This is a genomic window from Streptomyces uncialis (assembly GCF_001905345.1).
Classification (GTDB): Bacteria; Actinomycetota; Actinomycetes; order Streptomycetales; family Streptomycetaceae; genus Streptomyces; species Streptomyces uncialis.
In genome coordinates this window covers 509,095-532,175 of sequence record NZ_LFBV01000001.1, presented here as the reverse complement: position 1 = coordinate 532,175, position 23,081 = coordinate 509,095, and the positions used below count along the sequence as shown (strand labels likewise).

Sequence of the window (23,081 nt, the reverse complement as noted above, 5' to 3'; positions counted from 1 at the left end):
GCTGTTCGGGCGCCGCCGTCTCGGCGTACGGGGGCCGCTGCCCGTACAGGTGCCGCCCGACGTAGAGGCGTGCCGCTCGCCGTACAAGGCGGGCCACTGTCCGTACGGCGGTGGGTGTGGGGGCGTGGGGGCGTGCCACGGTCTCCGGGCAGTCAGATGAGGCGCAGGGGTTTGTCCGTACGGATCGACTGGGTGGCGAGCCAGCTGCGCAGCGGACCGGCGTCCCCGTCGTCGACCAGGGAGAACACCCGGGAAGAGAGATCCCCCGCGCGGCGCCCGCCCACCAGGAGGGAGGGGCCATCCAGCCAGTCGAGGCCGGGCACCGCGCCGCCCGTGTCCACCGCGGCGCAGCACACCATCGCCAGGACATGGTCGGCGAGCAGATCGCGTTCGCTGCGCGGCGGTTGCAGCGGGAAGAGCGGCACCATCCCCTCGTTCCACAGGAGTTCGTCGGGGTGCTGGCCGGGGCTGGGTGCCTGGGCCGCGTCCCCCTCGGTCTCCTCCCGGGACACCCACGCGCTGAGCGCCGACGCGACGGCTGCCGCGCGCGCGTTGTCCGGACTGTCGTCCGGGGCGATCCGGGGCACCGGCGTGACCGCCGCCGATCCGGATATCGGGGCGCTGTCTGCCACCGTCAGCCGGTCGAGGACCCGGGCGAGCGTGGCGCCCTGGGAGCCGCGGCGCTCACCGAGGCCGTCGAGGACCTTGTGCAGCCGGGCGGCCTCGGTGCGCCACGTACGGTCGACGACCTCCTCGGGGTACGCCTGCCAGTCGACCGGCGCCCATTCGCGGCCGGGCTCGGTGGGGGCGCCGTGGAACAGCCGGGCGGCCAGCAGGGACGCGGCCTCGTCCACCGCGCCGGGCTCCTCCAGCAGATCGCACGCGGGCCGCTCCCCCAGCCGCGCGGTGAACCCTTCCGCGAGGCGGTCGCGGCGGGACAGCTCGGTCAGCGCGGCGACCACTCCCGCGTCGAGCCGTGAGGGCCAGCGGCCGACCCGCCACGCGGGCAGCGCGACCCTGGTCAGCAGCCGGTCCCACCCGGCGTACGCGAGGCCCACCTGCTCCTGCGCGACGATCCGCAGGCCGTAGTCCACGCTCTGCGCCCGGTCCGCGGCGGCGGCGGCCACCCCGCGCTCCATCTCGGCGGCATGCTCCCGGCAGGCCCGCAGCAGCAGCCGCGCCACCCGGCCGACCGCGCCGAGCACCAGCCGTGTGAGCGGGCCCCGGTGGGGCTCGGACGCCACGGCCACGGCGGCGTCCAGCCCCCGGACGAAGCGGCGGGCGGCGGCGATGTCGGGGTGCGCCGCGGGGCCCGTACCGGCGACGACCGGGGCGAGCACCGCGCGCAGCTCGGCGACCCGCATCCACCACAGGAACGGCGACCCGATGATCAGTACGGGGGCGATCGGCGCCCCGCGGTCGGGGTCCTCCCCGGTCCGCCCGGCCGGGCCGGTCCGGCCGGGGGCGTCGGCGGGGGTGTCGCCGGCCGCCGTCTTCGGGGCCCGCGCGCGGTGCGCGCGGTCCTCCAGCCAGCTGTCGCAGTCGGGGGTCAGGGCTATGGCGGACGGCATGGGGACGTCGAGGCGGTTCGCGAGGTCCCGCACCAGGCGGTAGAGGTCAGGGGCGGCGCTCTCGGCGATCGGCACCGTGGGACTCATCGCGGGCCGGGAACGGCTGATGACCAGGCCGATGACCGCCGCCGCGACGAGCACCGCCACGGCCGTCCCGGTGAGGATCAGACGCGCCAGCTCCACGCCGCCCCCCGCGTCCACATGTCCCGTGACCTGGGCGGCGAACAGCACCACGGCTCCCGCCGCGGGCAGCAGCGCCACGGCGGTCGCCCTGCTGCGGACCCGCAGCACGGCGAGGGCCCGGGAGCGCGCGGAACGCGCGTCCGTCTCCACACCCGTCTCCGACACGACCGGACCTCACCCCCTACTGCCCGCCCGGCACGCTCCGGCGCCGACGGGCTCCCATGGCGTTGTTCACTCCCCCACTGTGGCACCGGCCACTGACAACGCAATGCCGGTGGGCCATGTGCCGGAACGCATGCGCCGCACCCTAGTTGGGCCCTCGCGTCCCGTCAGCCGTATAGACCATTGGTCACTCGATGGAATGGCTTTGGGCAGAGGTTTGTCGCGATCGCGCGTCACGATACGAACTGATAGCCGAGCGCGTACGACTCCCCGCACGCCCCACCCCACCGCCGTACGCCCGCCCACCGCCCACGACGCGCCCCCGCGGGTCGCCTTCGCTCGCGCTCCCGAGGTCTGTCCAGCTGGACGTACTCGTCCCTGTGCCGTCGCTCGCGGGGTGCGCAGTTCCCCGCGCCCCTGGGTCTCCTGTGCTGGGCGCACTTGTTCCCGTGCGGGTACTCGGTGGTTCTGCGCAGTTCCCCGCGGGTCGCCTTCGCTCGCGCTCCCGAGGTCTGTCCGGGATGGACGCACTTGTCCCTGTGCGGGTCGGACGGGGGTGCGCAGTTCCCCGCGCCCCTGGGTCTCCTGTGCTGGGCGCACTTGTTCCCGTGCGGGTACTCGGTGGTTCTGCGCAGTTCCCCGCGGGTCGCCTTCGCTCGCGCTCCCGAGGTCTGTCCGGCTGGACGCGCTTGTCCCTGTGCGGGTCGGACGGGGTTGCGCAGTTCCCCGCGCCCCTGGGTCTCCTGTGCTGGGCGTACTTGTTCCCGTGCGGGTACTCGGTGGTTCTGCGCAGTTCCCCGCGCCCCTGAAGGGGCGCCCCCTTGCTGCTGTCCTCAGTCTGCGGGGGCGGGGTTGAACCCTCCTCCTCCCGCACTCGCTCGGCTGCGGGAGGGGGTGGGCGGGAATCTCTGCCCGCAGACTCCGATGCTCTTCAGCAGAGCCACTTCACGTCCGACCGAGCGCGTTGGAGCGAGGACGGAGAATCCCGACCGGCACCGACCCGAAGAACCGGCCGGATGCGCCCCAAAGGGGCGCGGGGAACTGCGCAAGAACGAGGGCAGACCCGCACCCGAAGAGCGACCGCAAGGGGGCAGCACCCAGGGGCGCGGGGAACTGCGCACCCACCGAGCGACCGCACAGGAACAAGTGCGCCCAGCACAAGAAACCCCAGGGCGCGAGCGAAGACGACCCGCGGGGAACCGCGAACCACCGGGCGACCCGGGCAGGGACAAGTGCGCCCCGCCGGACAGACCTCAGAGGCGCGAGCGAAGGCGACCCGCCGCTTTCTCCGCGATGTCCGTACGGTGCTGACCGCCGTCCAGCCGGACCCGGCCGAGCGCCGCGTACGCCCGCTGCCGGGCCTGCGCGAGGTCCGAGCCGGTCGCCGTCACCGACAGCACCCGCCCGCCCGCGCTGACGACCCGGTCACCGTCGCGCTTGGTCCCGGCGTGCAGGACGTACGCGTACGGGGCGTCCTCCGAGGCGACCGCGTCCAGACCCTCGACGGGGTCGCCGGTGCGCGGGGTGCCGGGGTAGTTGTGCGAGGCCACGACCACGGTGACCGCCGCGTCACCGCTCCAGCGGAGCGGTTCGAGGTCCGCGAGGGTGCCCTGGGCGGCGGCCCGCAGCACCCCGCCGAGCGGGGTCCGCAGCCGGGCCAGGACGACCTGCGTCTCCGGGTCGCCGAAGCGGGCGTTGAACTCGATGACCCGGACCCCGCGCGAGGTGATCGCGAGCCCCGCGTACAGCAGGCCCGAGAACGGGGTGCCGCGCCTGCGCAGTTCGTCGACGGTCGGCTGGAGCACCGTCTCCATGACCTCCGCGACCAGCTTGGGGTCGGCCCACGGCAACGGCGAATAGGCGCCCATACCACCGGTGTTGGGACCCTCGTCACCGTCGAGCGCGCGCTTGAAGTCCTGCGCGGGCTGGAGCGGGACGACCGTGACGCCGTCGGTGATCGCGAAGAGCGAGACCTCGGGACCGTCCAGGAACTCCTCGATGACGACACGGTCGCACGCGACCGCGTGCTCCCGCGCGGCGGCCAGGTCGTCGGTGACCACGACGCCCTTGCCCGCGGCGAGCCCGTCGTCCTTGACGACGTACGGGGCCCCGAAGGCGTCGAGCGCCTCGTCGGCCTCCTCCGCCGTCGTGCACACGTAGCTGCGCCCGGTCGGTACCCCGGCGGCGGCCATGACGTCCTTGGCGAACGCCTTCGAGCCCTCCAGTTCCGCCGCCTGACGCGACGGTCCGAAGCAGTCGACACCCGCCGCCCGGACGGCGTCCGCGACGCCCGCGACCAGCGGGGCCTCGGGGCCGACGACCACCAGGTCGGCTTCGAGCCGCGACGCGAGCGCGGCCACGGCGGCCCCGTCCAGCTGATCGACGGCATGGAGTTCGGCCACGTCGGCGATACCCGCGTTGCCTGGCGCGCAGTGCAACGAGGTGACGTCGGGGTCGAGGGACAGTGAGCGGCACAGGGCGTGTTCGCGGGCGCCGCCGCCGATGACGAGGACCTTCACAGCCGCCACCCTAACCGCCACCGCCCACCCCCTTGTGCGGGCGTCCGACGCGCGGACTCCCCGGCCTTGGGAGGTTCCTCCTAGTCAGCCACGTCACCGCCGTAATCGATGTTGCTGTTGCGGCAAATCTCATTGCCGAATCCGGCGGGCCGACCGGAAGGTGGTGGGACGGAGAGCCGGACAACGACGAAGGGCCCGGGGCCCTCGCGGGAGGCGATGACATGAAGCACGGCGGCGGTGGCGATGTGAACGGGATCAAGGATGACCTCGGGGATGACTTCGGGGATGACTTCGGGGATGACCTCGGGCTCGGCGACGGGCGGTACGACGTGGTGGTGGTCGGGGGCGGAGCGGCGGGGCTGGCCGGGGCGCTGATGCTCGGGCGGGCGCGGCGGTCGGTACTGGTCATCGACAGCGGTGAACCCCGGAACGCACCGGCCGAGGCGATGCACGGCTACCTGGGCCATGACGGGGTACCGCCCGCGCGGCTGCTGGCCACCGGACGGGCGGAGGTCCGCGGGTACGGGGTGCGGATCGCCTCCGGCACGGTGGTGTCGGCCGAGCCGGACGAGGGCGGTTTCCGGGTCACGGCGCGGCGGCCGGGGGCGGGGTCGCCGGGTGCGGGCACGGGTGCCAAGGGAGAGGCAGGTACGGACACGGGTACGGGGTCGGGGAGCGGCACCGGGTCAGGGTCCGGCACCGGGGAAGTACTGGTGCGGGCCCGGCGGCTGCTGGTGACGACGGGGCTGGCCGACGAGCTGCCGCCGGTTCCCGGGCTGGCCGAACTGTGGGGCCGTGACGTGCTGCACTGCCCGTACTGCCACGGCTGGGAGGTGCGGGACCTGCCGATCGGCGTCCTGTCGACCGGTCCGCTCGCCGTGCACCAGGCACTTCTGTGGCGGCAGTGGAGCGCCGACATCACCCTCTTCCTGCACACCGGACCCGAGCCCGACGAGGAGGCGTGGGAGCGGCTGGCCGCGCGCGGGGTCCGCGTGGTGCGGGGCGAGGTGGCCGGCGTCGTACGGGACGGTGAGCGGCTGTCCGGCCTGCGTCTCGGCGACGGGACGGTCATCGCCGTCCGGGCACTCACGGTCGCCAGTGGCCTCCGGGCCCGGTCCGGGATGCTCGACGCGCTGGGGCTGGAAGCCCTACCGGCTCTGGTGGCCGGGACGGAGGTCGGCTCCCGGGTACCCGCGGAGGCCGACGGACGTACCCCGGTGGCGGGTGTGTGGGCCGCGGGGAACGTGACCGGAGTCACCGAGACGGTGTCGGCTTCGGCCGCGTCAGGGGCGCGGGCCGGGGCTGCCATCAACGCGGACCTGGTGGCGCTGGACACCCGGCTGGCCGTCGCGGCCCGCCGTTCGCCGTTCGGCGCGGACGGGGAGCGGGTGGTGGCGCGGGTGGTGGCCCGGGGAGCGGCGCGGTCGGCCGCTGGTGGGGGCGGTTCGGCGGGGTGAGGGAGGCGGCCGCCGCGGCCTGCGGGGCGACGGGCCGTGACCCGCGGGCAGAGGTCTGAACCAGGCTCAGCTGTCAGCGGTCAGCGGTCAGCAGCCGGCAGCCGGCGGCCGGCGGCCATCGGTGCCGAACGGGATCTGTTGGACGCCCATCGGGCCCATCGACACCGCTGTCGGGGCCCGGCGCCGGGCTACTCGTTGGAGAACTCCTCCAGGACCGTGGCGCCGAGTTCGCGGACGATCAGGTCGTGGCCGGAGAGGGCGGACTCGACGAGGTCGGGGTCGTCGTCCTCGGGGGTGTCGTCCTCCGGGGCCACCGAGTGGACCGGGTCGGGTGCCCGGTGCTCGGCGGGCGGGGCGGCCTGGGACGCGGGTCTCGGAGGCTGCTGGGCGCCGGACCGGCCGCCCGGACCGGGGGACGACGGAGCGCTGTGCGGCGCGGGCGCCTGGCCGCCCGGGGCCGGGGCGCGGGGTGCGGCGGCGGGCGCGGGCGGGGACTGCAGGTAGGCGGGACGGCCCTGGGCGGGACCGCCGCCGAAGTTCCCGGCGGCGGGCGGGGGCGCGGAGCCGCCCGAAGGGTCGACGATCGCCTCGACCTTCCACTGCACGCCGAACTGCTCGCTGAGCGCCTGCCGCAGGACGTCCTCGCTGCCGCTGCTCGCGAAGTTGTCCCGGGCTCCGGCGTTGACGAAGCCGATCTGGAGCGTGGTGCCGTCGAACCCGGCCACCTGCGCGTTCTGGCTGAGCAGGATCCAGGTGAACCGGCGCCGGTTCTTGACGGCTTCCAGGATGTTCGGCCAGAGGGCGCGGGGGTCCGGCCCGCCGCCGTGTCCGGTCGCGCGACCGGCGGGCGGCGGTGCGGCCTGTACGGGTTCGGGGGCCGGGGCGGAGGCGTGGGACTGCGGGTACGCCGAAGCCTGCGGCTGCCCCTGGCCATGCCCCTGCTCGGGCTGGGAGCCGGGGGCTGGGGGCTGGCCGACGGGGCCGGCAGGCCGACCGCTACCGGCGGCCGCGGCGGTGGGCCAGCCACCGGGACGGCGTTCTGTGGCGGCGGGAGCGGGGGCGGCGGGAGCGGGGGCGGCGGGAGCGGGGGCGACGGAGGGTGCCGGGGGCGCGGCCTCGGCGGGGGCGTCCGGGACGGCGGGAGGCGGGGCCGGGGTGTGGGCGGCGGGCGCCTCGTAGACGATCCCGGGTCCGGCGGGGGGCGGTGTGTAGGCCACGGGGGGTCCGCCCGGATGCGCGACGGGTGCCCCGGGGGTGCCCGGGACGCCGTACCCACCGGGCATCGCGGCCCCGGACCCACCACCCGCGCCGAAGCCGCCACCCGCACCGGCTCCACCACCCGCGCCGCCGCGCTCCAGCCGTTCGAGCCGGGCCATGACGGAGCGCTCGTCGTCGTAGGCGGCCGGGAGCAGCACGCGGGCGCAGATCAGCTCCAGCTGGAGCCGGGGCGAGGTGGCTCCGCGCATCTCGGTGAGGCCGGTGTTGACCAGGTCGGCGGCGCGGCTCAGCTCGGCGCCGCCGAAGACGGCGGCCTGGGCGGCCATCCGCTCCACGACATCGACGGGGGCGTCGATCAGGCCCTTCTCCGCGGCGTCGGGGACGGCGGAGAGGATGACGAGGTCCCGCAGGCGCTCCAGCAGGTCGGCGACGAAGCGGCGGGGGTCGTTGCCGCCCTCGATGACCCGGTCGACGATCTCGAAGGCGGCGGCGCCGTCGCCCGCGGCGAAGGAGTCGACGACGGAGTCGAGCAGGGAGCTGTCGGTGTACCCGAGGAGGGAGGTGGCCATGGGGTACGTCACACCGTCGTCGGCGACCCCGGCGAGGAGCTGGTCCATGACGGACATGGAGTCACGGACCGATCCGGCTCCCGCGCGGACCACCAGGGGGAGCACCCCGTCGGCGACGGGGATGCCCTCGCGGCCGCACACCTCGGCGAGGTAGTCGCGCAGTGTGCCGGGCGGGACGAGACGGAACGGGTAGTGATGCGTACGCGACCGGATGGTGCCGATGACCTTCTCGGGCTCGGTGGTCGCGAAGATGAACTTGAGGTGCTCGGGCGGTTCCTCGACCACCTTGAGCAGGGCGTTGAATCCGGCCGACGTGACCATATGGGCCTCGTCGATGATGTAGATCTTGTACCGGCTGCCCGCGGGGCCGAAGAAGGCCTTCTCCCGCAGGTCACGCGCGTCGTCCACGCCGCCGTGGGAGGCGGCGTCGATCTCGATGACGTCGATCGAGCCGGGGCCGCCGCGCGCGAGGTCACGGCACGACTGGCACTCCCCGCAGGGGGTGGGGGTCGGGCCCTGCTCGCAGTTCAGACAGCGGGCGAGGATGCGCGCGCTGGTCGTCTTCCCGCAGCCGCGCGGCCCGCTGAACAGGTACGCGTGATTGACCCGGTTGTTCCGCAGGGCCTGCTGCAGGGGCGCGGTGACATGCTCCTGCCCAATGACCTCGGCGAACGACTCCGGGCGATAGCGGCGGTACAACGCGAGAGACGACACACCTACGAGGTTATAGGCGCCCACTGACAACCCGGACCGGAAGCACCCCCGCCCCGCCGGACCCGCCCCGCCCCCAGGGGCGCCCCGCAAACGCAAGCGCCCCCCACGCACCCGCCAGAGCCGACCTACCCTTGCTGCCTTCCGGCCCTGGGGGAGTTCAGTCAGATAGCGCCACGTGAGGGGCTGCGCACAGAGTACCCGATCCCCGGCCCGCGAACGAGTTCGCGACCACCGCTCAGGGTCATGTAATGTCTCCCCCGGAGGATTCGCCTAGTGGCCTAGGGCGCACGCTTGGAAAGCGTGTTGGGGGCAACCCCTCACGAGTTCGAATCTCGTATCCTCCGCCAGTGCCTCACCGGGCACTAACGTCGAAGGGCCCCACCGTTCGCGGTGGGGCCCTTCGACGTGTGTGGTCTCAGTTTTGGTCTCAGTTGTGGGGGACGGACAGCCCTGAACCTCTGCGGGCAGACTCCAAAGTCGGCCCTTCTCGATGATCGGGGCATCGCGTGAGAGCTCGGACCTCCTCTGCGCCTCGTCCTGCGCTTCCCGCACTCGACGCTCAGCGTGGACGTTGCTCCATCGAGTCCCGCCGCTGCGCATGTGTGCTCCTCACCACCCACTGGCCCACCTTTACCGCTGACCTCCGTCGACCTGAACCAGCCAGTAGAAGGGCTGACCACGCCCCGCTGTCGGAGGGACAAAATAGGATGCCCAGCGGAAACGCCACGGCTTCCAGAGCGCCACCTTCTTGACGAGCAAGGACACCCTCATCTGATGGCAGTGACCCAGCAGGAGATCGAGAACCGGTTGTGGAACGCCGCTGACGAGCTGCGCGTGGCGATGCCCGAAGCGCAGTACTCCTCGGTCGTCTTCCCGCTGATGTTCTGGAAGTACCTGTCGGACACCTGGGAGCACAACCACCAGGAGTTCCTGGCCCAGTACGATGGCCTGGACGACCTCTCCCCCGAGGAAGCCCGCGAGATCGAGTACCGCGACCACCAGTCGTTCGAGATTCCGTTCATCCACGCCGGCACGGTCCAGGAACGTCGCGCCTCTTGGTCGTCCATCCTCGCCACCGTCGCCCAGCACGGCCTCGGCCAGCGGGTTCGTGCATCCCTTCAGGCCATCGAGTCGGCCAACCCTGACAAGTTCTCCCGTCTGTTCGGGTCCATGACCTGGACGCAGGAAGCGGTACTGCCGGGGGAGGTCCTGGCATCGGTCATGCGGGCGATGGACCGCTCCCCCCAGATGCACGAGGGCAACATGTCCCACGACGTGCTCGGCGGAGCGTACGAGTACCTGCTGAAGCGCTTCTCCGACGGTTCCGGCACACGCGCCGGCCAGTTCTTCACCCCGCGTGAGGTCGTCGAGCTGATCATCGAGCTACTGGCCCCCAAGAACCATGAGTCGGTGTACGACCCGACCTGCGGGTCTGGCGGCATGCTCATTGCCGCCGCGAGCCTTCTGAAGGCCCGTGGCGGACGGGGGTACTCCCTCAGCCTGAACGGGCAGGAGGCGGTAACGGACACCGCAGGTGTAGCCCGCATGAACCTGTTCATGCACAACCTGACCGAGTTCAAGGTCGAGGTCGGCGACACCCTGAGGGACCCGCGCTTCAAGAAGCCGGACGGGTCCGTGAAGCAATTCGACGTGATCGTCGCTAATCCGCCCTACAGCCTGAAGTGGAAGCCCTGGACCAACGACCCCCGCGCCATCGGAGGGGTCGCCCCACAGTCGTCGGCAGACTGGGCATTCGTGCAGCACATGATCGCCAGCATGGATCCGAAGAAGGGCCGTGCCGGCGTCGTCCTGCCGCACGGCGTCCTCTTCCGAGGTGGCCAGGAGGCCGCTATCCGCCGGCGCGTCCTGGACGGCGACCTCCTGGAATCCGTAATCGGGCTGCCGTCGAACCTCTTCTACAGCACGATGATTCCGACCTGCATCCTCGTATTCCGCGCCCCCGGCACCAAGATCCCGGAGCGGCAGGGCGGCGTGCTGTTTATCGACGCCTCCGCCCGGTTCACCAAAGCCAAGAACCGCAACGTCCTCACTGACGTAGACATCACTGATGTCGTGACCGCCTACCACTCGCGCTCCGACGGCGACGGAGAGGCTGGCCTCTCGGCTCGATTTGTCCCCATCACAGAGATCGTGGCGAACGGATACGACCTCAATATCGGTCGCTACATCAAGCAGACCGCTGCTGAGCAGGAAGACCTCGGCACCCTCATCGACGCCTACAACATCGCCCGCGCCGAGCGCCAGAAGACCGAGCAGCGCATGCTCGAGGTCCTCTCTGCCGCCGGGATCGAGGGCTTCGATGAGTGACTGGCAGCAAATCAGCCTCAGCGACCTGGAGACTCCCGCGCGCCGCAAGGTAGCCGTTCCGCCGCAGGGATCGAAGGCTTCGGAGAGTAGCGGTTATCCGCTGCGTCCGCTCGGGGAATTGATGCGCCTCGACATCCAGCGCACACCCATGAAGCCTGGAACTGCCTATCGCCTAGCCGGGGTCCTGAATGCAGGGAAGGGGGTTATCGCTAAAGGCGAACTCGACGGTGGAGATACAGAGTACGCAGCGATGAACGTGCTGCGCGCCGACCAAGTCGTAATGCGAAAACTGACTGCGTGGGAAGGGCCCATCACTGTAGTCCCTTCCGAGTTCGACGGATTCGTCGTCAGCAACGAGTTCCCGACGTTCACGCTCGGCCCAGAACTGATGCCCGGCTGGATGAGGCATGTCTGCGGCTCACCGCGACTGTGGGCAGAGATGAAAAACCGAGTGAGCGGGACAGTTCAACGGCGCAAGCGTCTCAACCCAGAGCAGCTCTTGCAGATCCAACTCCCGATCCCACCCCGCAAGGTACAAGCACAAATCGTCGATATGCTCGACGCAGTTGATGACCAGGTCGCCGCGCTGGATGCTGAATCCGAGGCGCTGGAGGGGCTTCTGGAGTCGCTGCGCTCTAACTTGCCAGATACGGATCACCAGCCCATCAGCGACGTACTGCTGGGGATCGACAGCGGTAAGAGCGTCCAGGCTGGAGGGGAAGCCTCTGCCAATGACGAGCACCGAATCCTGAAGCTCAGTGCGGTGCAGCGTGGTTGGTTCAAGACCTCTGAGGCTAAGACCGTCACGGAGGTCGCTGCGTTCTCGCCTAGTCATGTAGTGAAGAACGGGGACCTGCTCATCACGCGGGCCAACACGCCAGAACGCGTTGGCTTCGTTGCCGTCGCAAGGAACGTGCACGAGGGGACATTCATGCCTGACCTCATCTGGCGCCTCCGTGTGGACGAGTCTCGCGTTCGCGCGGACTACCTGGAGCACGCCTTGTCATCGCGCGAACTGCGGACCAGCATCTCCGGCACTGCCGGTGGAACGAGTAAGTCGATGGTCAAGATCAATAAGCGCGGTTTCGGTACTGTTCGGGTGCCCATTCCGTCGCTTCCAGAGCAAGGTGAGTACGTCCAGCGGTGCCACGCTGTGGCCCGAGGGATCATGGCAACCCGCGCAGAGGAGGCCCGTCTCCGCCGAGTCCGGTCGGGGCTGCTGTCGGGGTTGCTGGACCGCACCATCGAGATTGAGTCTGCCGAACTGGGGGTCTGAGGCGTGGCGAAGGGCATTCGGGAGCGCGAGTTCCAGAACTTAATGATCCAATGGTCCTTGCCGATGGGCTGGAATTTCACAGCCGGCAGGTCGCTGCCGCGTGAGACGACACAGACGGTGCTCGTCAGGCACCTGCGGGATGCCATCGTCCGGCTTAACCCTGAGGTGATCGCCGGGTACGACCCGGACGCGGTGGTGGAGGAGATCGTCGCCACGGTCAACGCCGTCGAGGGCGGGCTGGTACGAGCCAACGAGCAGGTGCTGCACCTGCTTCGGGGACACAAGGAGTTCCGGGACGCCGACGGCGTGTGGCACGCCTTGAGGCTCGTCGACTTCGAGCATCCAATCGCCAACACGCTGGTCGTGTCGGACGAGGTGACCATAACCATCCCCGGCAAGACCCCCCGAAGGTTCGACCTCGTCTACTGGGTCAACGGCCTGCCCCTCGTTGTCGTAGAGGTGAAGTCACCGACCGCGAAGTCCGGGTGGTCCGGTGCCGCCCGCGAGATCAACGAGGTGTACGCCGCCGAGTACCCGTGGTTCTTCACCCCCAACGTCTTCGCCATCGCCTCCGATGGGCTGAAGCTGCGATTCGCCGCCGCCGGTGCGCCCCTCCATTTGTGGCAGCCGTTCCGGTCCACTGCTGATGATGAGACCCTTTCCGGGCAGGCCGACGTGCAACGCTCTGTCGAGCTGCTGCTCACCCCGGCCACGGTCCTGGACATGCTCGCCAACTTCACCCTCTTCGGCACATCGGGGGGCGGGACGGACAAGAAGTACCTGCCCCGCTATCCGCAGATGGAAGCCGCCCACCTGATCCACAAGCGGGTCCTGGCCGACGGCCAGAAGGGCCTGATCTGGCACCACCAAGGCAGTGGGAAGACACTGCTGATGGTGTTCGCCGCCTCCCTGCTGTTGGCAGACACTCGCACCGATTCGCCAACGATCATCCTGCTCTCGGACCGCACTCACCTCGTCCGGCAGACGTCTGGGGTATTCACCTCTGCGATGGGGAACGCCTACTTCCACCAGCCCGCCACCAGCAAGGAGCTACGTTCCTTGCTGGCCGATGACGTACGCGGCGTTATCTCCACGACCATCCACAAGTTCGCCGACGCAGGCAAGAACCTGTCGACCCGCCGCAACATCATCGTGCTGGTCGACGAGGCACACCGCACCCAGTCGTCCAAGGAGGAGTCTCTCGCCGGGCAGATGCGTGCAGCGTTGCCGCATGCGAAGTTCTTCGGCATGACCGGCACTCCGATCAGGAACCTCGCCACCGACACCTTCGCCCTCTTCGGCGAGGAGACCGACCCGGGCAGGGTGCTGCACCGATACTCGGTGTCCCGGTCCCTGCATGACGAGGCCACCGTCCCGGTCATGCTTGACCCGCACCCGGTCACCTTCGAGATGAACGACCAGGCGCTGCAGGCTGAGTTCGACCAGTTCGCCGACGAATTCGACCTCGACGACCCCGACCGTGAAACCCTGTCCCGCAAGTTCGGGCGCCTCACCTCGGTGTTCGCCAACCCCGAACGCATACAGACGGTCTGCCAGGACATCGTGGACCACTACCTGGCCGGCGCCTACCGCAACGGCCTCAAGGCCCAGGTTGTCGCCTACAACCGTGAGCTTGCGGTGGCGTACACGGACAGGATCAACGAGCTGCTGGCCGGCTACGAGGCGTCACAGGTGCTCGCCGAGGTCGGCAAGCACGACCGGATCACCACCGAGGTGAACATCTCCGTCTCAGACTCCAAAGACGAAGATCCCGCCATGCGACCGTACAGGCTCTCGGAGGTCGACGAGGAGGACCAGAAGCGGCGCTTCCTCACGCCGGACGATCCGTTGTGCTTCCTGGTCGTGACCGCGAAGCTGATGACGGGGTTCGACGCCCCCAACGAGGGCGTCCTCTACCTGGACAAGCCGCTGAAGGCCCACAACCTGTTCCAGACGATCACCCGGCCGAACCGCACCTGGGTGTCGCCGACCGGGTTCGTGAAAACCTCCGGTGTGGTCGTGGACTACATCAGCCTGGCCGAGGAGGTCCAGCGGGCCGTCGTCGACCCCACCGCGGAGGGGGCCGCTGGCAAGGGTGGAGGGTTCGTCACCGATGTGACCGACTTGGTCGCCGAGTTCCGTACCACTTTCGCCCGTATCGAAGACCTGTTTGCGAACGTGGACGGCCTGGACCTCACGGTCCACGGATACGAGTCGGTACGAGCCATTAACGTCTTCCTCGACGCCGACCCTGTGGCCGCCGAGGTGTTCTCCAAGGACTACCGGCTCTTGGCCCGGCTGTACCCGCTCATCAACACCGACAAGCGGATCGCCAAATATCGGGACGGTTTCGGGCTGTTCGGGTCCACGTACACGACCCTGTTCAAGAAGTCCTCCGACGAGGAGAGGAAGGAACGCCTGGGCGAGCTGGGACCGATGGTCCTGGAGATAATCAATGCCCACGTCCACTCCTTCTCTGTGGTCGCTTCCCAGGAGGAACCTCTCGTCCTCGACGCCCAGGGCATCGCCATCCTCAAGGAGCTGCTGGCCCTCGTCCGCCCCAAGTCCGACAAGGGCGACGGCGAGGACAAGAGGCCGCCGTCTGCGGCGGAGATCCTGGACCAGATCAAGGCCGCCCTCGAGAAGGGCGTCGAACCGGGGTCCGCAAAGTACACCGCCCTGGCAGAGCGGATCAGGCAGCTGCGGGACCGGATCATCCAGAACGCCCAGGACGCCCTGGAGTTCCTGGCCGAAGCACTCCGGGTCGCCCGTGCCATCGTGAACGCCGAGAAGCACCCCGACGAAGCCGTCGTGCTGGATGATGACCATGTAGGTGTCCTGTCTCGGATCATCCTCGATCACGCACCGTCCGGCCTCACCGTCACGGAGCGGAACCTGGCCGAGGAGATTGACCAGGTGGTCAGGCGCACCCTCGCCCAGTCGTGGGACAACGCCGAGGCCCGCAACCGCGGCGTCCGCCGTGCCACCGCCGCGGTATTCCGCCGGTACGTGTTGAAGCCGGTGGGAGAGCCGTATGGCTCCACCGTCGCCTACATCGAAGCCCACTATCTCGTCGACTGATGTACGCGCTGAGGCCCGGCAACCTGTGGCGGTTGCCGGGCTTCGTCGCGCGTGGCTCGATGTACACCCTGGCATCACCTGGCCAGCGCTCCATTGATTCGCCGTGGTGTGCGGCAATCCGGGGCACTACCAGTCGTCGGCGTCGCCGTATGGGACTGCTGCATGATCGGGTGACAGCGGGGTTTATGCAGCCAGAGCTGCGGGTGGGGTCATGATGGTCTCGTACTCGATGGGGGTCAATCGGGCCAGGCGTCTCTGGCGCCGGTAGTAGGGCTGGCGGGCCAGCTTGAGTACCCGGCACGTCACCGCCACCGGCACCCGGTGAGGGGCAGCGGCGGCGGCCAGCTCGCGGACGAGCGGGTACATCATTTTGCCGGCAGGTTCGCCTGCGACAGATACGCCGCAGCCCTGCGCAGGACCTCGTTCTCCTGCTCCAGGAGCCGGATGCGTTTGCGGGCCTCGCGCAGCTCGGCCGACTCACCCGACGCTGTCGCGGGCCTGGCGCCCTCGTCGGTGTCCGCACGGCGCAGCCACTTTGACAGCGTGATCGGGTGGACGCCGAAGTCGGCGGCGATCTGTTCCAGCGTGACGCCGGGCTCGCGGTTGCGCGCGACTTGCACGACGTCCTCGCGGAACTCCTTCGGATATGGCTTGGGCACTGCAACATCCTTCCAGGCCGCTTCTCAGCAAGCCAGGTCAGGTGTCACTCGTCCGTGCAGCAGTCCCAGAAGCTCCAACGGCTCCACATCTGGGCTTGTCACCGAACCTCAACACCCATCCCTCCCACACTGAGACCGCGAGCAACGAGCGGAGGTCAGCGTGGGTACGTCAGCAGAGAAGCAGCATCAGCAGCAACCCCAGACTCGGTCTCGCAGCGCGGCGTTCCGAGCGGAGGAGGAAGACCGGCTCCTGGGAGAGAAGCGCGCTCGCTGGAGGCGAGAGGGCATGCACCTGAGCCCCGAAGAGCTCGCAGCAGGACACCCCTGCCGCAGCTGCGGCAGGCCGTTCATCGACAACCTCGGCCCCCTGCCTCCGCTGGCGGAAATGGCACCTCATGAACGAGCAGCGTACGAAGCTGAAGAGGCCCAGTACAGGAAACTCCATGCCAACTGCCAGAGCATTCACTTGACAGTGCACGGATCCCGCACCCAGCATCGCCGCAATCAGCAGCGCTACTCGGCAACAGTTGAGAATTGTCCGACGTGCGGAACGCGTCGGGGCGTGGTCTCAGCAGTTCACATCGGCCCTACAGAAGATCCCGATCCCGACGCCAGGGTGAAGCTCGCAGCCGCAGCGGCTCAGCGAGAGCGCTTGACGGGGGAGCTCCGGGCAGCCGAGGCCAAGCGGGACAAGCAACGTAAGGCCATGGACGAGAGGGAGCAGCAAATCGCTCAGATCGCCAAGGAGCTCCAAGACACAGAAGATCCGGCCGACCATTAGGGACCCTGCTACGTATGTGTGGCCCAGTCATGGTCAACCGATGCCGAAGTGGCGGGAGACCTCATCGATCGTGAAACGGGCCCGCAGCTTGCAGGCGGAGTTCTGGTTCGCGAAGAGGCCCGTCCGCCAGAACGCCCCCTCTCTCGGCACGGACTGCTCCCAGTCGACGGGGACGACCCACTCTCGGCGGTCCCCGGTGTCGCTCTCCGCCGCCGGCCTGCTGTCAGGCTGGTAACTGCCTTGGAGCGGGAGGTCAGACATCTGTCCACTCTCACCGTCCACAATAAGGACGGCATCGTCGAAGGGAAGCGGCTCACCGGACACCGTGCCCACACCCACGTATCCCACCTTGGGGATATGAGTGAACACCCGAGCTCCCACAGGCAGGGAGCGGATCGTCCGGGAGAACCACTCCCCGCCGCCAGCCGAAACGAAGCCGTACTGACGGGCATCTTCCCAGCTTCGCCCTCCTGGCTCGTCTCCGAAGGAGACATACCAATCCGTGCCGTTCCACAGCTCCTGCTTGGCCCGCCTCTTGGTTCCCGTGGGCGCCACGGCCACGTCGACATCGTCGATCAGCCAGGTACGGGCCAGGTAGGACCGGCCCTCGTCCTCGAAGTAGCGGAAGAACAGCACGTTGAGGGGAACCTGATAGCCGGACGCCAGGTAGGTGACAATCCGCTCCGTCGCCGCATCGACCTCGCTCGCAACCACGGTCAGCGTGTGCGTGCTGTTCAGCTCCTCCGGCGGGGTGCCACCGAAGCGCATCGCGAACGCCTCGTCCAGTTCCTCCGACAACCCGCGGCTTCGTGCGTAGGCTCCGTAGATCTCACGAACCTGCTCATTACTAAGATCCTGCACCCAGGAGCCGTAATCGAGTAGCTGGGCGACGACCTCGCGAGGTGTGCGGTCCCGCTTGAGCTCCAGGAGATGCAGTCCGCCCTCAGCGTCGATGCCGAGCAGGTCGATAACCTTTCCGTGGTCGGTCTGCACCTGTCGACCGATGAGAAGCAGCGGCTTCCCCAAGATCTCCGGATCGGCCTCTATGAGCTCTTCCAGTCGAGCCTCCAACCGCATCGGCCGCGTAGCAACTCGCACTGGCTTGTCGTCCACCCGCCACAGCCCAAACTCCAACGGCATCGTGTACTCCCCACCCGATCCAACACATTCAATGAGACAAGCAGACCTTGCGGACAGCGAGGTCTTCAAGTCGGACCCGGAGCCCCCGACCAAGCACGCGTCGTTGCTGGTTCACACAGCGCCGAGATCACTGGAATCGCACCCGCCCCGCCGCTCACAGCCGAGGGAGCCAGTTTGAGCCAGGCCTGCTGAGCCCGGCGCCCGACGAACGCGAGAGGTCGCAGAGGTCGCTCAACGCCCCAACTACTGAGAATCTTCAAAGCTCAAGCAGGTCGTTCTCACTCCCCCGCCTGCAGCGTGCAGGAGATTCGCCCTTGCCTGCGAACCTCCGCGATCACGCCACCTGTCAGGCAAACCCGATCGCCGAGGAGCCTCAGGCCCCGAAATGAAACCCGGTCCGATAGATCTCGACCAACGCGTCGATCTGATCCTCGTACGTCTCCAGGAACGTATCGAGCGAGTAGGCTCCGTTCCACCCAGCGTCGCGGAGCTGCGATCCCTCGCAGGGAATCGGCAGAGTATGGGGGACCTCATCCTGCACGAAGTGGAGACGAAGTTCGCGCGCCTCTGACACAAGGAGCGGGTTTCCTCCAATCTGCTCGATGAGCACGTAGCGAAGTCCAAGCAGACTCAGGAGATCAAGATCGGTGACCCAGGTCTCATCCATAAGGCGGTGAGCCTGCCAGTGCATGGCATCGCGATAGACCAGGCGCACCCGGTCGGCCACGTCAGGGTAGGCAACACCGTCCCAGTAGAGGGAGCCACGGATTACGCGGTGGTCGCCGTCCTGGGTAGCCAATGCCGTCCCAAAGGTCATCGGAACGAGGTCTGATAGCTTGTCGGGCCAACCGTGCACCAGCGATTGGATCAGGTCGCACGGGTTGTACATATGAAGCATGACATCGCGCTCCACGCCATCGGCCGAGACGTCGTCCAGCCACCGTTCCACGAGCCTCGCCCAATCAGGGTTCCTCGCCGTGCACGTCCTGCTCTCCTCCCGGAAAGCAGGCCATCTTCCACGGTCCGTGGTTCGCGCGGAACCTGTGTAGAGGACCTGGCCGATCCCCTCTTCGTCTCCGTTCAGGTCCCGGAGAAGATCCCTCTCGTTCAGTGAAGTGCGCTTGGCGAATTCACCTGCCGTCCGGTAGCCCTCGATCTCCCAGTGCGGGTCCTCTGCCAGCTTCCGGAGCATCCCCGGGCGGGCTGTGTCATAGCCGGCTGCGAAGACGTTGCTGGTGATATGGCAAAGAGCTGCATACTCCAGGGGGTACCCCCCGGTTTCCTCGGGCGAATCCGCCTCACCGTCGCCGAGCCAAGCTGGTGCTAGGTCCGGATCCAGACGCCCGATCGCGAAGTACAGGCCGTACGGTGCGACCACGCTGTCTCTCTGCGAGATGCGCTGGAAGTCCGCTGCCAGAAGATCATCAGCTCCTGCCTCTGCAGCTCTGTCCAGAACCTCGCGCCAGCCCCGCTCTCTATCCTCCGGGGAGTTGTATAGGTAAATGAAGTGATGCGGGGTTACTTGTGGGGGGATCGTCGCTTCAAGGAACTCCACCCGGTCTGCACGCACAGGAGTACCGTCGTCATCCAATGTCAGTTGGTACCCACGCAGATCGTGTGTCCAGTCGCGCGCCATGTTGCTGACCGGTACACGAAGTTCACGCCACGTGGTGGAGACAATCATGGCGCAAATGCGGTCCTTGCGGAGCCCCATCTCTCGCTGCAACAGCTCGGCGTACTTCGTGACCTCATGAAGGGCTCGGGCCGAGGTCGAGTCGGATCGCTTCAGTTCGATCACCACCCAAGACCCGTGCCCATCTCGGGCCAGGATGTCTATCCGCCCGCGCGTTCCGTGAGCATTGGGTAGCGGATATTCCGTATCGATCAGCTGAAGGCTCGGTTCTATGAGAGACAAGCGGTCAGCCAGCATGTCGCGCAGTCGCGCCTCGTACGGAACACCCATGTCGCACCTCGCGGACACGTCCCTGCCTTGGGACGTTAGTTGATGGCCGATCAGGGTTTGACAGTAGATGATCGGTCTGACATTCCCTGTCCGTTCTCTCCTCTCCCCAGCGAGTCCGGACCGCCCACGCCTGCCTCGCCCGCTGGGTCGCGTCAGCCCAATGGACACGGGTAACAGGAGCAGCGCGGTCTCAGTTCTGGTCTCATTCGCCCCCGTCCGGGACCGTGCAGACCAAGGCACGCCGGACGCTCCGCAGCAGCTCAGAACGCTCCCGCACATCCCAGAACCCCCGGGCGAAGACTTGGAAAGCGTGTTGGGGGCAACCCCTCACGAGTTCGAATCTCGTATCCTCCGCCAGTGCCTCACCGGGCACTAACGTCGAAGGCCCCCATCGCGAGATGGGGGCCTTCGACGTGTCTCCGTCCCACTTTCCTTGGACGGCCCCCGGAACGCGTCACGAATCCTCTGCGCCACCTTCCGCAGCATCAGCCCGGTGGCATGCACGCACCGAGCGCGCGCCCTGGCCGTTCTCCGGCCTGACACAGCGCTTGCGAGCCGCCGAATCGGAGGTTCAGCGCTGGTCGGACAAACCTGTCCGATCGCGGCTACCTGCGCGCGGAGGCGCCGCTGAACGTCTGACCAACGTCCCGACAGCGCTCGCCGAGCCGTACTCTCGCCAACTCGGGCGATCAGCAGCGGAGCCGTGACCGTTTGCCGTCGAAGCGGTGTCGATGTCGGCGTGCTGAAGACGGGCCGATGCTGGGACGTGACGGCGTCGCAGACGGCGACGCGCACGTCATGCCTCCGCTGTTCCGTCCGCCGAGATACGGCGGAAGCCGAGGTACGGGGAGAGGGATTCGGGAAGGACGAGGGAGCCGTCCTGCTGCTGGCACTGTTCAAGGAGGGCGGCCAAGGTGCGGCCGATGGGCAGGCCGGAGCCGTTGAGGGTGGCGACGAGCCTGGGCTTGCCGCCCTCACCCCGGGTCCGGATGTTCGCCCGGCGGGCCTGGAAGGTGCCGAAGTTGGAGACCGAGGAGATCTCGCGGTACGTGTTCTGGCTCGGGATCCAGACCTCGATGTCGTACGTGAGCTGGGCGGAGAAGCCCGTGTCACCGGCCGCCAGCCTGACCACGCGGTAGGCGAGGCCGAGCTCCTTCAGGCATGCCTCGGCGTGGCCGACCATCGTCTCCAGCTCGGCGTCCGCCGTCTCCGGGTCGACGATCCTGACCATCTCGACCTTGGAGAACTGGTGCTGTCGGATCAGGCCCCGGGTGTCGCGCCCGTACGAGCCGGCCTCGGAGCGGAAGCACGGGGTGTGTGCCGTGAGGGCCAGGGGCAGGTCGGCGGGCGGGATGATCTCGTCGGCGTAGAGGTTGGTCAGCGGGACCTCGGCCGTCGGGATGAGGAACAGGTCACGGTCCGCCGTGCCGGTCCTGAACAGGTCTTCCTCGAACTTCGGCAGCTGGCCGGTGCCGGTCATCGTCTTGCGGGTGACCAGGTACGGGACGCCGTGCTCGATGTATCCGTGGCGGCGGGTGTGGATGTCGAGGAAGAGCGTGGCCAGGGCACGCTCCAGGGCGGCACCGGCGCCTCGTGAGACGGCGAAGCGCGGTCCGGACAGCTTCGTGGCGCGGGCGAAGTCGAGGATGCCGGTGGCCTCGCCCAGGTCGACGTGGTCCTTCGGCTCGAACGAGAACGTCGGCGGGGTGCCGACGCGCCGGATCTCGACCGCGAACTCGTCGGAGTCGCCGTCGGGCGCCGTCTCGTCGGGAAGGTTCGGGATGGTCAGAAGCAGCTCACGAAGCTCCTCCTGGACCTGCTCCTGTCCCGCGTCGATCTCACGGATCTGGTCCTTCAGCTCGCGAGCGCGGTCCTTCAGCTCGGAGATGTCCCCACCCTGCTTCGCGGTCCGCTGGACCTCGCCCGCCACCCGCTTGGACTCGGCCCGCAGTTCGTCGGCCGCGCGGATGTTCTGATTGCGCCGGGACTGAAGGTCTTCCAGTCGGGACAGGTCCAGGGAGTAGCCGCGCCGATCGAGCCGACGAACCGCTTCGGCACCCATGTCGATCAAGGCGCGGGCATCATGCATGAGGAAGTTCCTTCTTGTCCGGCGAACGGGATGGGGATACCGGATCGACGGTAGCAACCGCCGGTCCCCCACCGAGCCGCGATATATCGACGCGTCAACGGCGCCGAAAGCCGCACGTGGAGCGACCGAATCAAGATCGTCCACGAGGCCCGTGCTCACAATGGACAGCTCGTCATCGGGAAGGGCGACCGGCTGAAGGTACGGGATCTCGGGCAAGAACAGCGGTGGTGCCGCGCGACCATCCGTATGCCGTACACCGGCATACGGATGGTCGCGCGGCGCTACCGGAGCGGGTGACAAAGCCATCAGGACCATAGGATCAGCCCCAGCACCTCCCGCACTTCTTTCTGTTCCTGCTCCGCGAGGTCACCATCGACCACCTCCGCGAGTGGCGGCGGGGCGGCTGCTCCCGAATCGGCTGCCGCAATCACCGCATCGAGGCTGGCGAACTGCGCCGTCGTTCACCTCCCGGCACGCCACCGAGTTCACGGGCGTCGATGTGGAACTGGGCTGGATCGACGGCGTCGAGGACGTGAGCCATGACCGAGGCTCACGAGATCCTGCGCGAGGGCGGCTGGGACCCGGACCCTGAGCTTCGACCTGCTCTGGAAGGGGCTGGAGATCACCACCGGCGCACAGCGTGAGCACCGGTACGACGTGTTGGTGCGGCAGGCCGCAGAGAAGGGGATGAGCACCGAACCGCTGCGGGACTACCTGAACGCGTTCCGGTACGGGTGCCCTCCGCACGGCGGGCTGGGCATGGGGCTCGGGCGGGTGCTGATGGTGATGCTCGGCCTGGACTCCATCCGCGAGGCCGGCTTCCTCTTCCGTGGGCCGAACCGGCTCACCCCGTAGTCGGGCGCGGGCCGTGGGCCTCAGCCGCGGGCGGGGCCGTTGGGGCCCGCGACGGCTCCGAGTTGGGTGAGGCCGTCGAGGATGTCGGTGCAGGTCCAGTATTCGAGGAACCTGCCGTCGCGGACGCGCAGGATGTCGTGACCGCTGAAGGCGATCCCGGTGCCGACGGGGGCGGTGGCGTGGGGGATGCCGCCGGTGTAGGTCGCCCGCATGGTCCACCGGGCCGCGATCAGGTCGCCGTCGACGACGGGGCCGACATCGACGGTGATGTCGATACCGCCGAAGGCCGCCATCGTCTGCTCGATCTCCGGCAGCAGCCGCGCCGGACCCGTCACGGCCCGGGAGTCGCTGCCGTCCGGCCGCGCCTGGTGCACGACGAAGCCCGGGTCGAGTATCTCCTCGGCCCGGGCGAAGTCCCCGCGCCAGAGGTCGCACCAGCCCTCATGGAGGGCGCGCATCTCGTCAAGGGGCAGAGCTGTGGCCATGGTTCTCCCGTTTCGTGATAGAACGTCTTCG

The 23,081-nt window shown here is 68.6% G+C and carries 11 protein-coding genes, 1 tRNA gene, 1 other RNA gene and 2 pseudogenes; 6 read left to right on the top strand and 9 right to left on the bottom strand.

Annotation, left to right across the window (positions count from 1 at the left end):
* Positions 1-152: 152 nt before the first annotated feature.
* Together AB852_RS02270 and purD are read right to left on the bottom strand one after the other, a co-directional pair.
* Complete coding sequence (locus AB852_RS02270; RefSeq protein ID WP_073783021.1) at positions 153-1,919, bottom strand: M48 family metalloprotease; 1,767 nt, start codon at positions 1,917-1,919, stop codon at positions 153-155.
* A gap of 1,250 nt (positions 1,920-3,169) precedes the next feature.
* On the bottom strand, positions 3,170-4,435 hold the full coding sequence (purD, locus tag AB852_RS02265) for a phosphoribosylamine--glycine ligase (protein WP_073783019.1): 1,266 nt from the start codon (positions 4,433-4,435) through the stop codon (positions 3,170-3,172).
* A gap of 221 nt (positions 4,436-4,656) precedes the next feature.
* Here purD and AB852_RS02260 point away from each other — a divergent pair, with 221 nt between their 5' ends.
* On the top strand, positions 4,657-5,892 hold the full coding sequence (locus AB852_RS02260) for an NAD(P)/FAD-dependent oxidoreductase (protein ID WP_073783017.1): 1,236 nt from the start codon (positions 4,657-4,659) through the stop codon (positions 5,890-5,892).
* Positions 5,893-6,080: 188 nt separating this feature from the next.
* Here AB852_RS02260 and AB852_RS02255 read toward each other — a convergent pair whose 3' ends face one another.
* Positions 6,081-8,393: a DNA polymerase III subunit gamma and tau gene (locus AB852_RS02255; protein WP_073783015.1), complete on the bottom strand. Its 2,313-nt coding sequence runs from the start codon at positions 8,391-8,393 to the stop codon at positions 6,081-6,083.
* A gap of 89 nt (positions 8,394-8,482) precedes the next feature.
* An RNA gene (gene ffs / locus AB852_RS02250) (signal recognition particle sRNA small type) lies at positions 8,483-8,581 on the bottom strand.
* Between the two features lie 71 nt (positions 8,582-8,652).
* Between ffs and AB852_RS02245 the strand changes: the two genes are divergently transcribed.
* The 4 genes from AB852_RS02245 (at position 8,653) to AB852_RS02230 (ending at position 15,078) form a co-directional block, all read left to right on the top strand.
* Positions 8,653-8,740, top strand: a tRNA-Ser gene (locus AB852_RS02245).
* Positions 8,741-9,167: 427 nt separating this feature from the next.
* Entirely contained in the window at positions 9,168-10,721 is a 1,554-nt protein-coding gene (locus AB852_RS02240) for a type I restriction-modification system subunit M (RefSeq protein ID WP_073783013.1), read from the top strand.
* Positions 10,714-11,997 (top strand): restriction endonuclease subunit S, encoded by a 1,284-nt coding sequence (locus tag AB852_RS38330; RefSeq protein WP_107499108.1) that lies wholly within the window; start codon positions 10,714-10,716, stop codon positions 11,995-11,997. The genes AB852_RS02240 and AB852_RS38330 overlap by 8 nt, the downstream gene beginning before the upstream one ends.
* A 3-nt stretch (positions 11,998-12,000) precedes the next feature.
* Entirely contained in the window at positions 12,001-15,078 is a 3,078-nt protein-coding gene (locus AB852_RS02230) for a type I restriction endonuclease subunit R (RefSeq protein ID WP_073783009.1), read from the top strand.
* Positions 15,079-15,339: 261 nt separating this feature from the next.
* Here AB852_RS02230 and AB852_RS02220 read toward each other — a convergent pair.
* From AB852_RS02220 to serS, 4 genes and pseudogenes are all read right to left on the bottom strand, one after another.
* Positions 15,340-15,737: pseudogene (locus AB852_RS02220) on the bottom strand (transposase); the annotation flags it as partial.
* An 814-nt stretch (positions 15,738-16,551) separates the two neighbouring features.
* Positions 16,552-17,658 carry an endonuclease NucS domain-containing protein gene (locus AB852_RS02205; protein WP_073783001.1) on the bottom strand — a complete coding sequence of 369 codons (1,107 nt, stop codon included), beginning with the start codon at positions 17,656-17,658 and terminating at the stop codon, positions 16,552-16,554.
* A 373-nt stretch (positions 17,659-18,031) separates the two neighbouring features.
* Positions 18,032-19,621 carry an endonuclease NucS domain-containing protein gene (locus AB852_RS02200; protein WP_073782999.1) on the bottom strand — a complete coding sequence of 530 codons (1,590 nt, stop codon included), beginning with the start codon at positions 19,619-19,621 and terminating at the stop codon, positions 18,032-18,034.
* A gap of 796 nt (positions 19,622-20,417) precedes the next feature.
* On the bottom strand, positions 20,418-21,710 hold the full coding sequence (gene serS, locus AB852_RS02195; protein ID WP_073782997.1) for a serine--tRNA ligase: 1,293 nt from the start codon (positions 21,708-21,710) through the stop codon (positions 20,418-20,420).
* A gap of 442 nt (positions 21,711-22,152) precedes the next feature.
* Between serS and AB852_RS41470 the strand changes: the two are divergent.
* Positions 22,153-22,565 (top strand): annotated as a pseudogene (locus AB852_RS41470) (amino acid--tRNA ligase-related protein); the annotation flags it as partial.
* Positions 22,566-22,585: 20 nt separating this feature from the next.
* On the opposite strand, the gene AB852_RS02185 reads toward AB852_RS41470, so the two are convergent.
* Positions 22,586-23,050, bottom strand: coding sequence for an ester cyclase (locus tag AB852_RS02185; protein WP_073782993.1), 465 nt, complete (start codon positions 23,048-23,050; stop codon positions 22,586-22,588).
* Between the last annotated feature and the right edge of the window lie 31 nt (positions 23,051-23,081).

Bases quoted from the DNA above. Each gene is read 5' to 3' on its own strand.
- AB852_RS02260 (WP_073783017.1), top strand. From the start codon at position 4,657: ATGAAGCACGGCGGCGGTGGCGATGTGAACGGGATCAAGGATGACCTC.
- AB852_RS02240 (WP_073783013.1), top strand. From the start codon at position 9,168: ATGGCAGTGACCCAGCAGGAGATCGAGAACCGGTTGTGGAACGCCGCT.
- AB852_RS38330 (WP_107499108.1), top strand. From the start codon at position 10,714: ATGAGTGACTGGCAGCAAATCAGCCTCAGCGACCTGGAGACTCCCGCG.
- AB852_RS02205 (WP_073783001.1), bottom strand. From the start codon at position 17,658: ATGCCGTTGGAGTTTGGGCTGTGGCGGGTGGACGACAAGCCAGTGCGA.
- AB852_RS02200 (WP_073782999.1), bottom strand. From the start codon at position 19,621: ATGGGTGTTCCGTACGAGGCGCGACTGCGCGACATGCTGGCTGACCGC.
- serS (WP_073782997.1), bottom strand. From the start codon at position 21,710: ATGCATGATGCCCGCGCCTTGATCGACATGGGTGCCGAAGCGGTTCGT.
- AB852_RS02185 (WP_073782993.1), bottom strand. From the start codon at position 23,050: ATGGCCACAGCTCTGCCCCTTGACGAGATGCGCGCCCTCCATGAGGGC.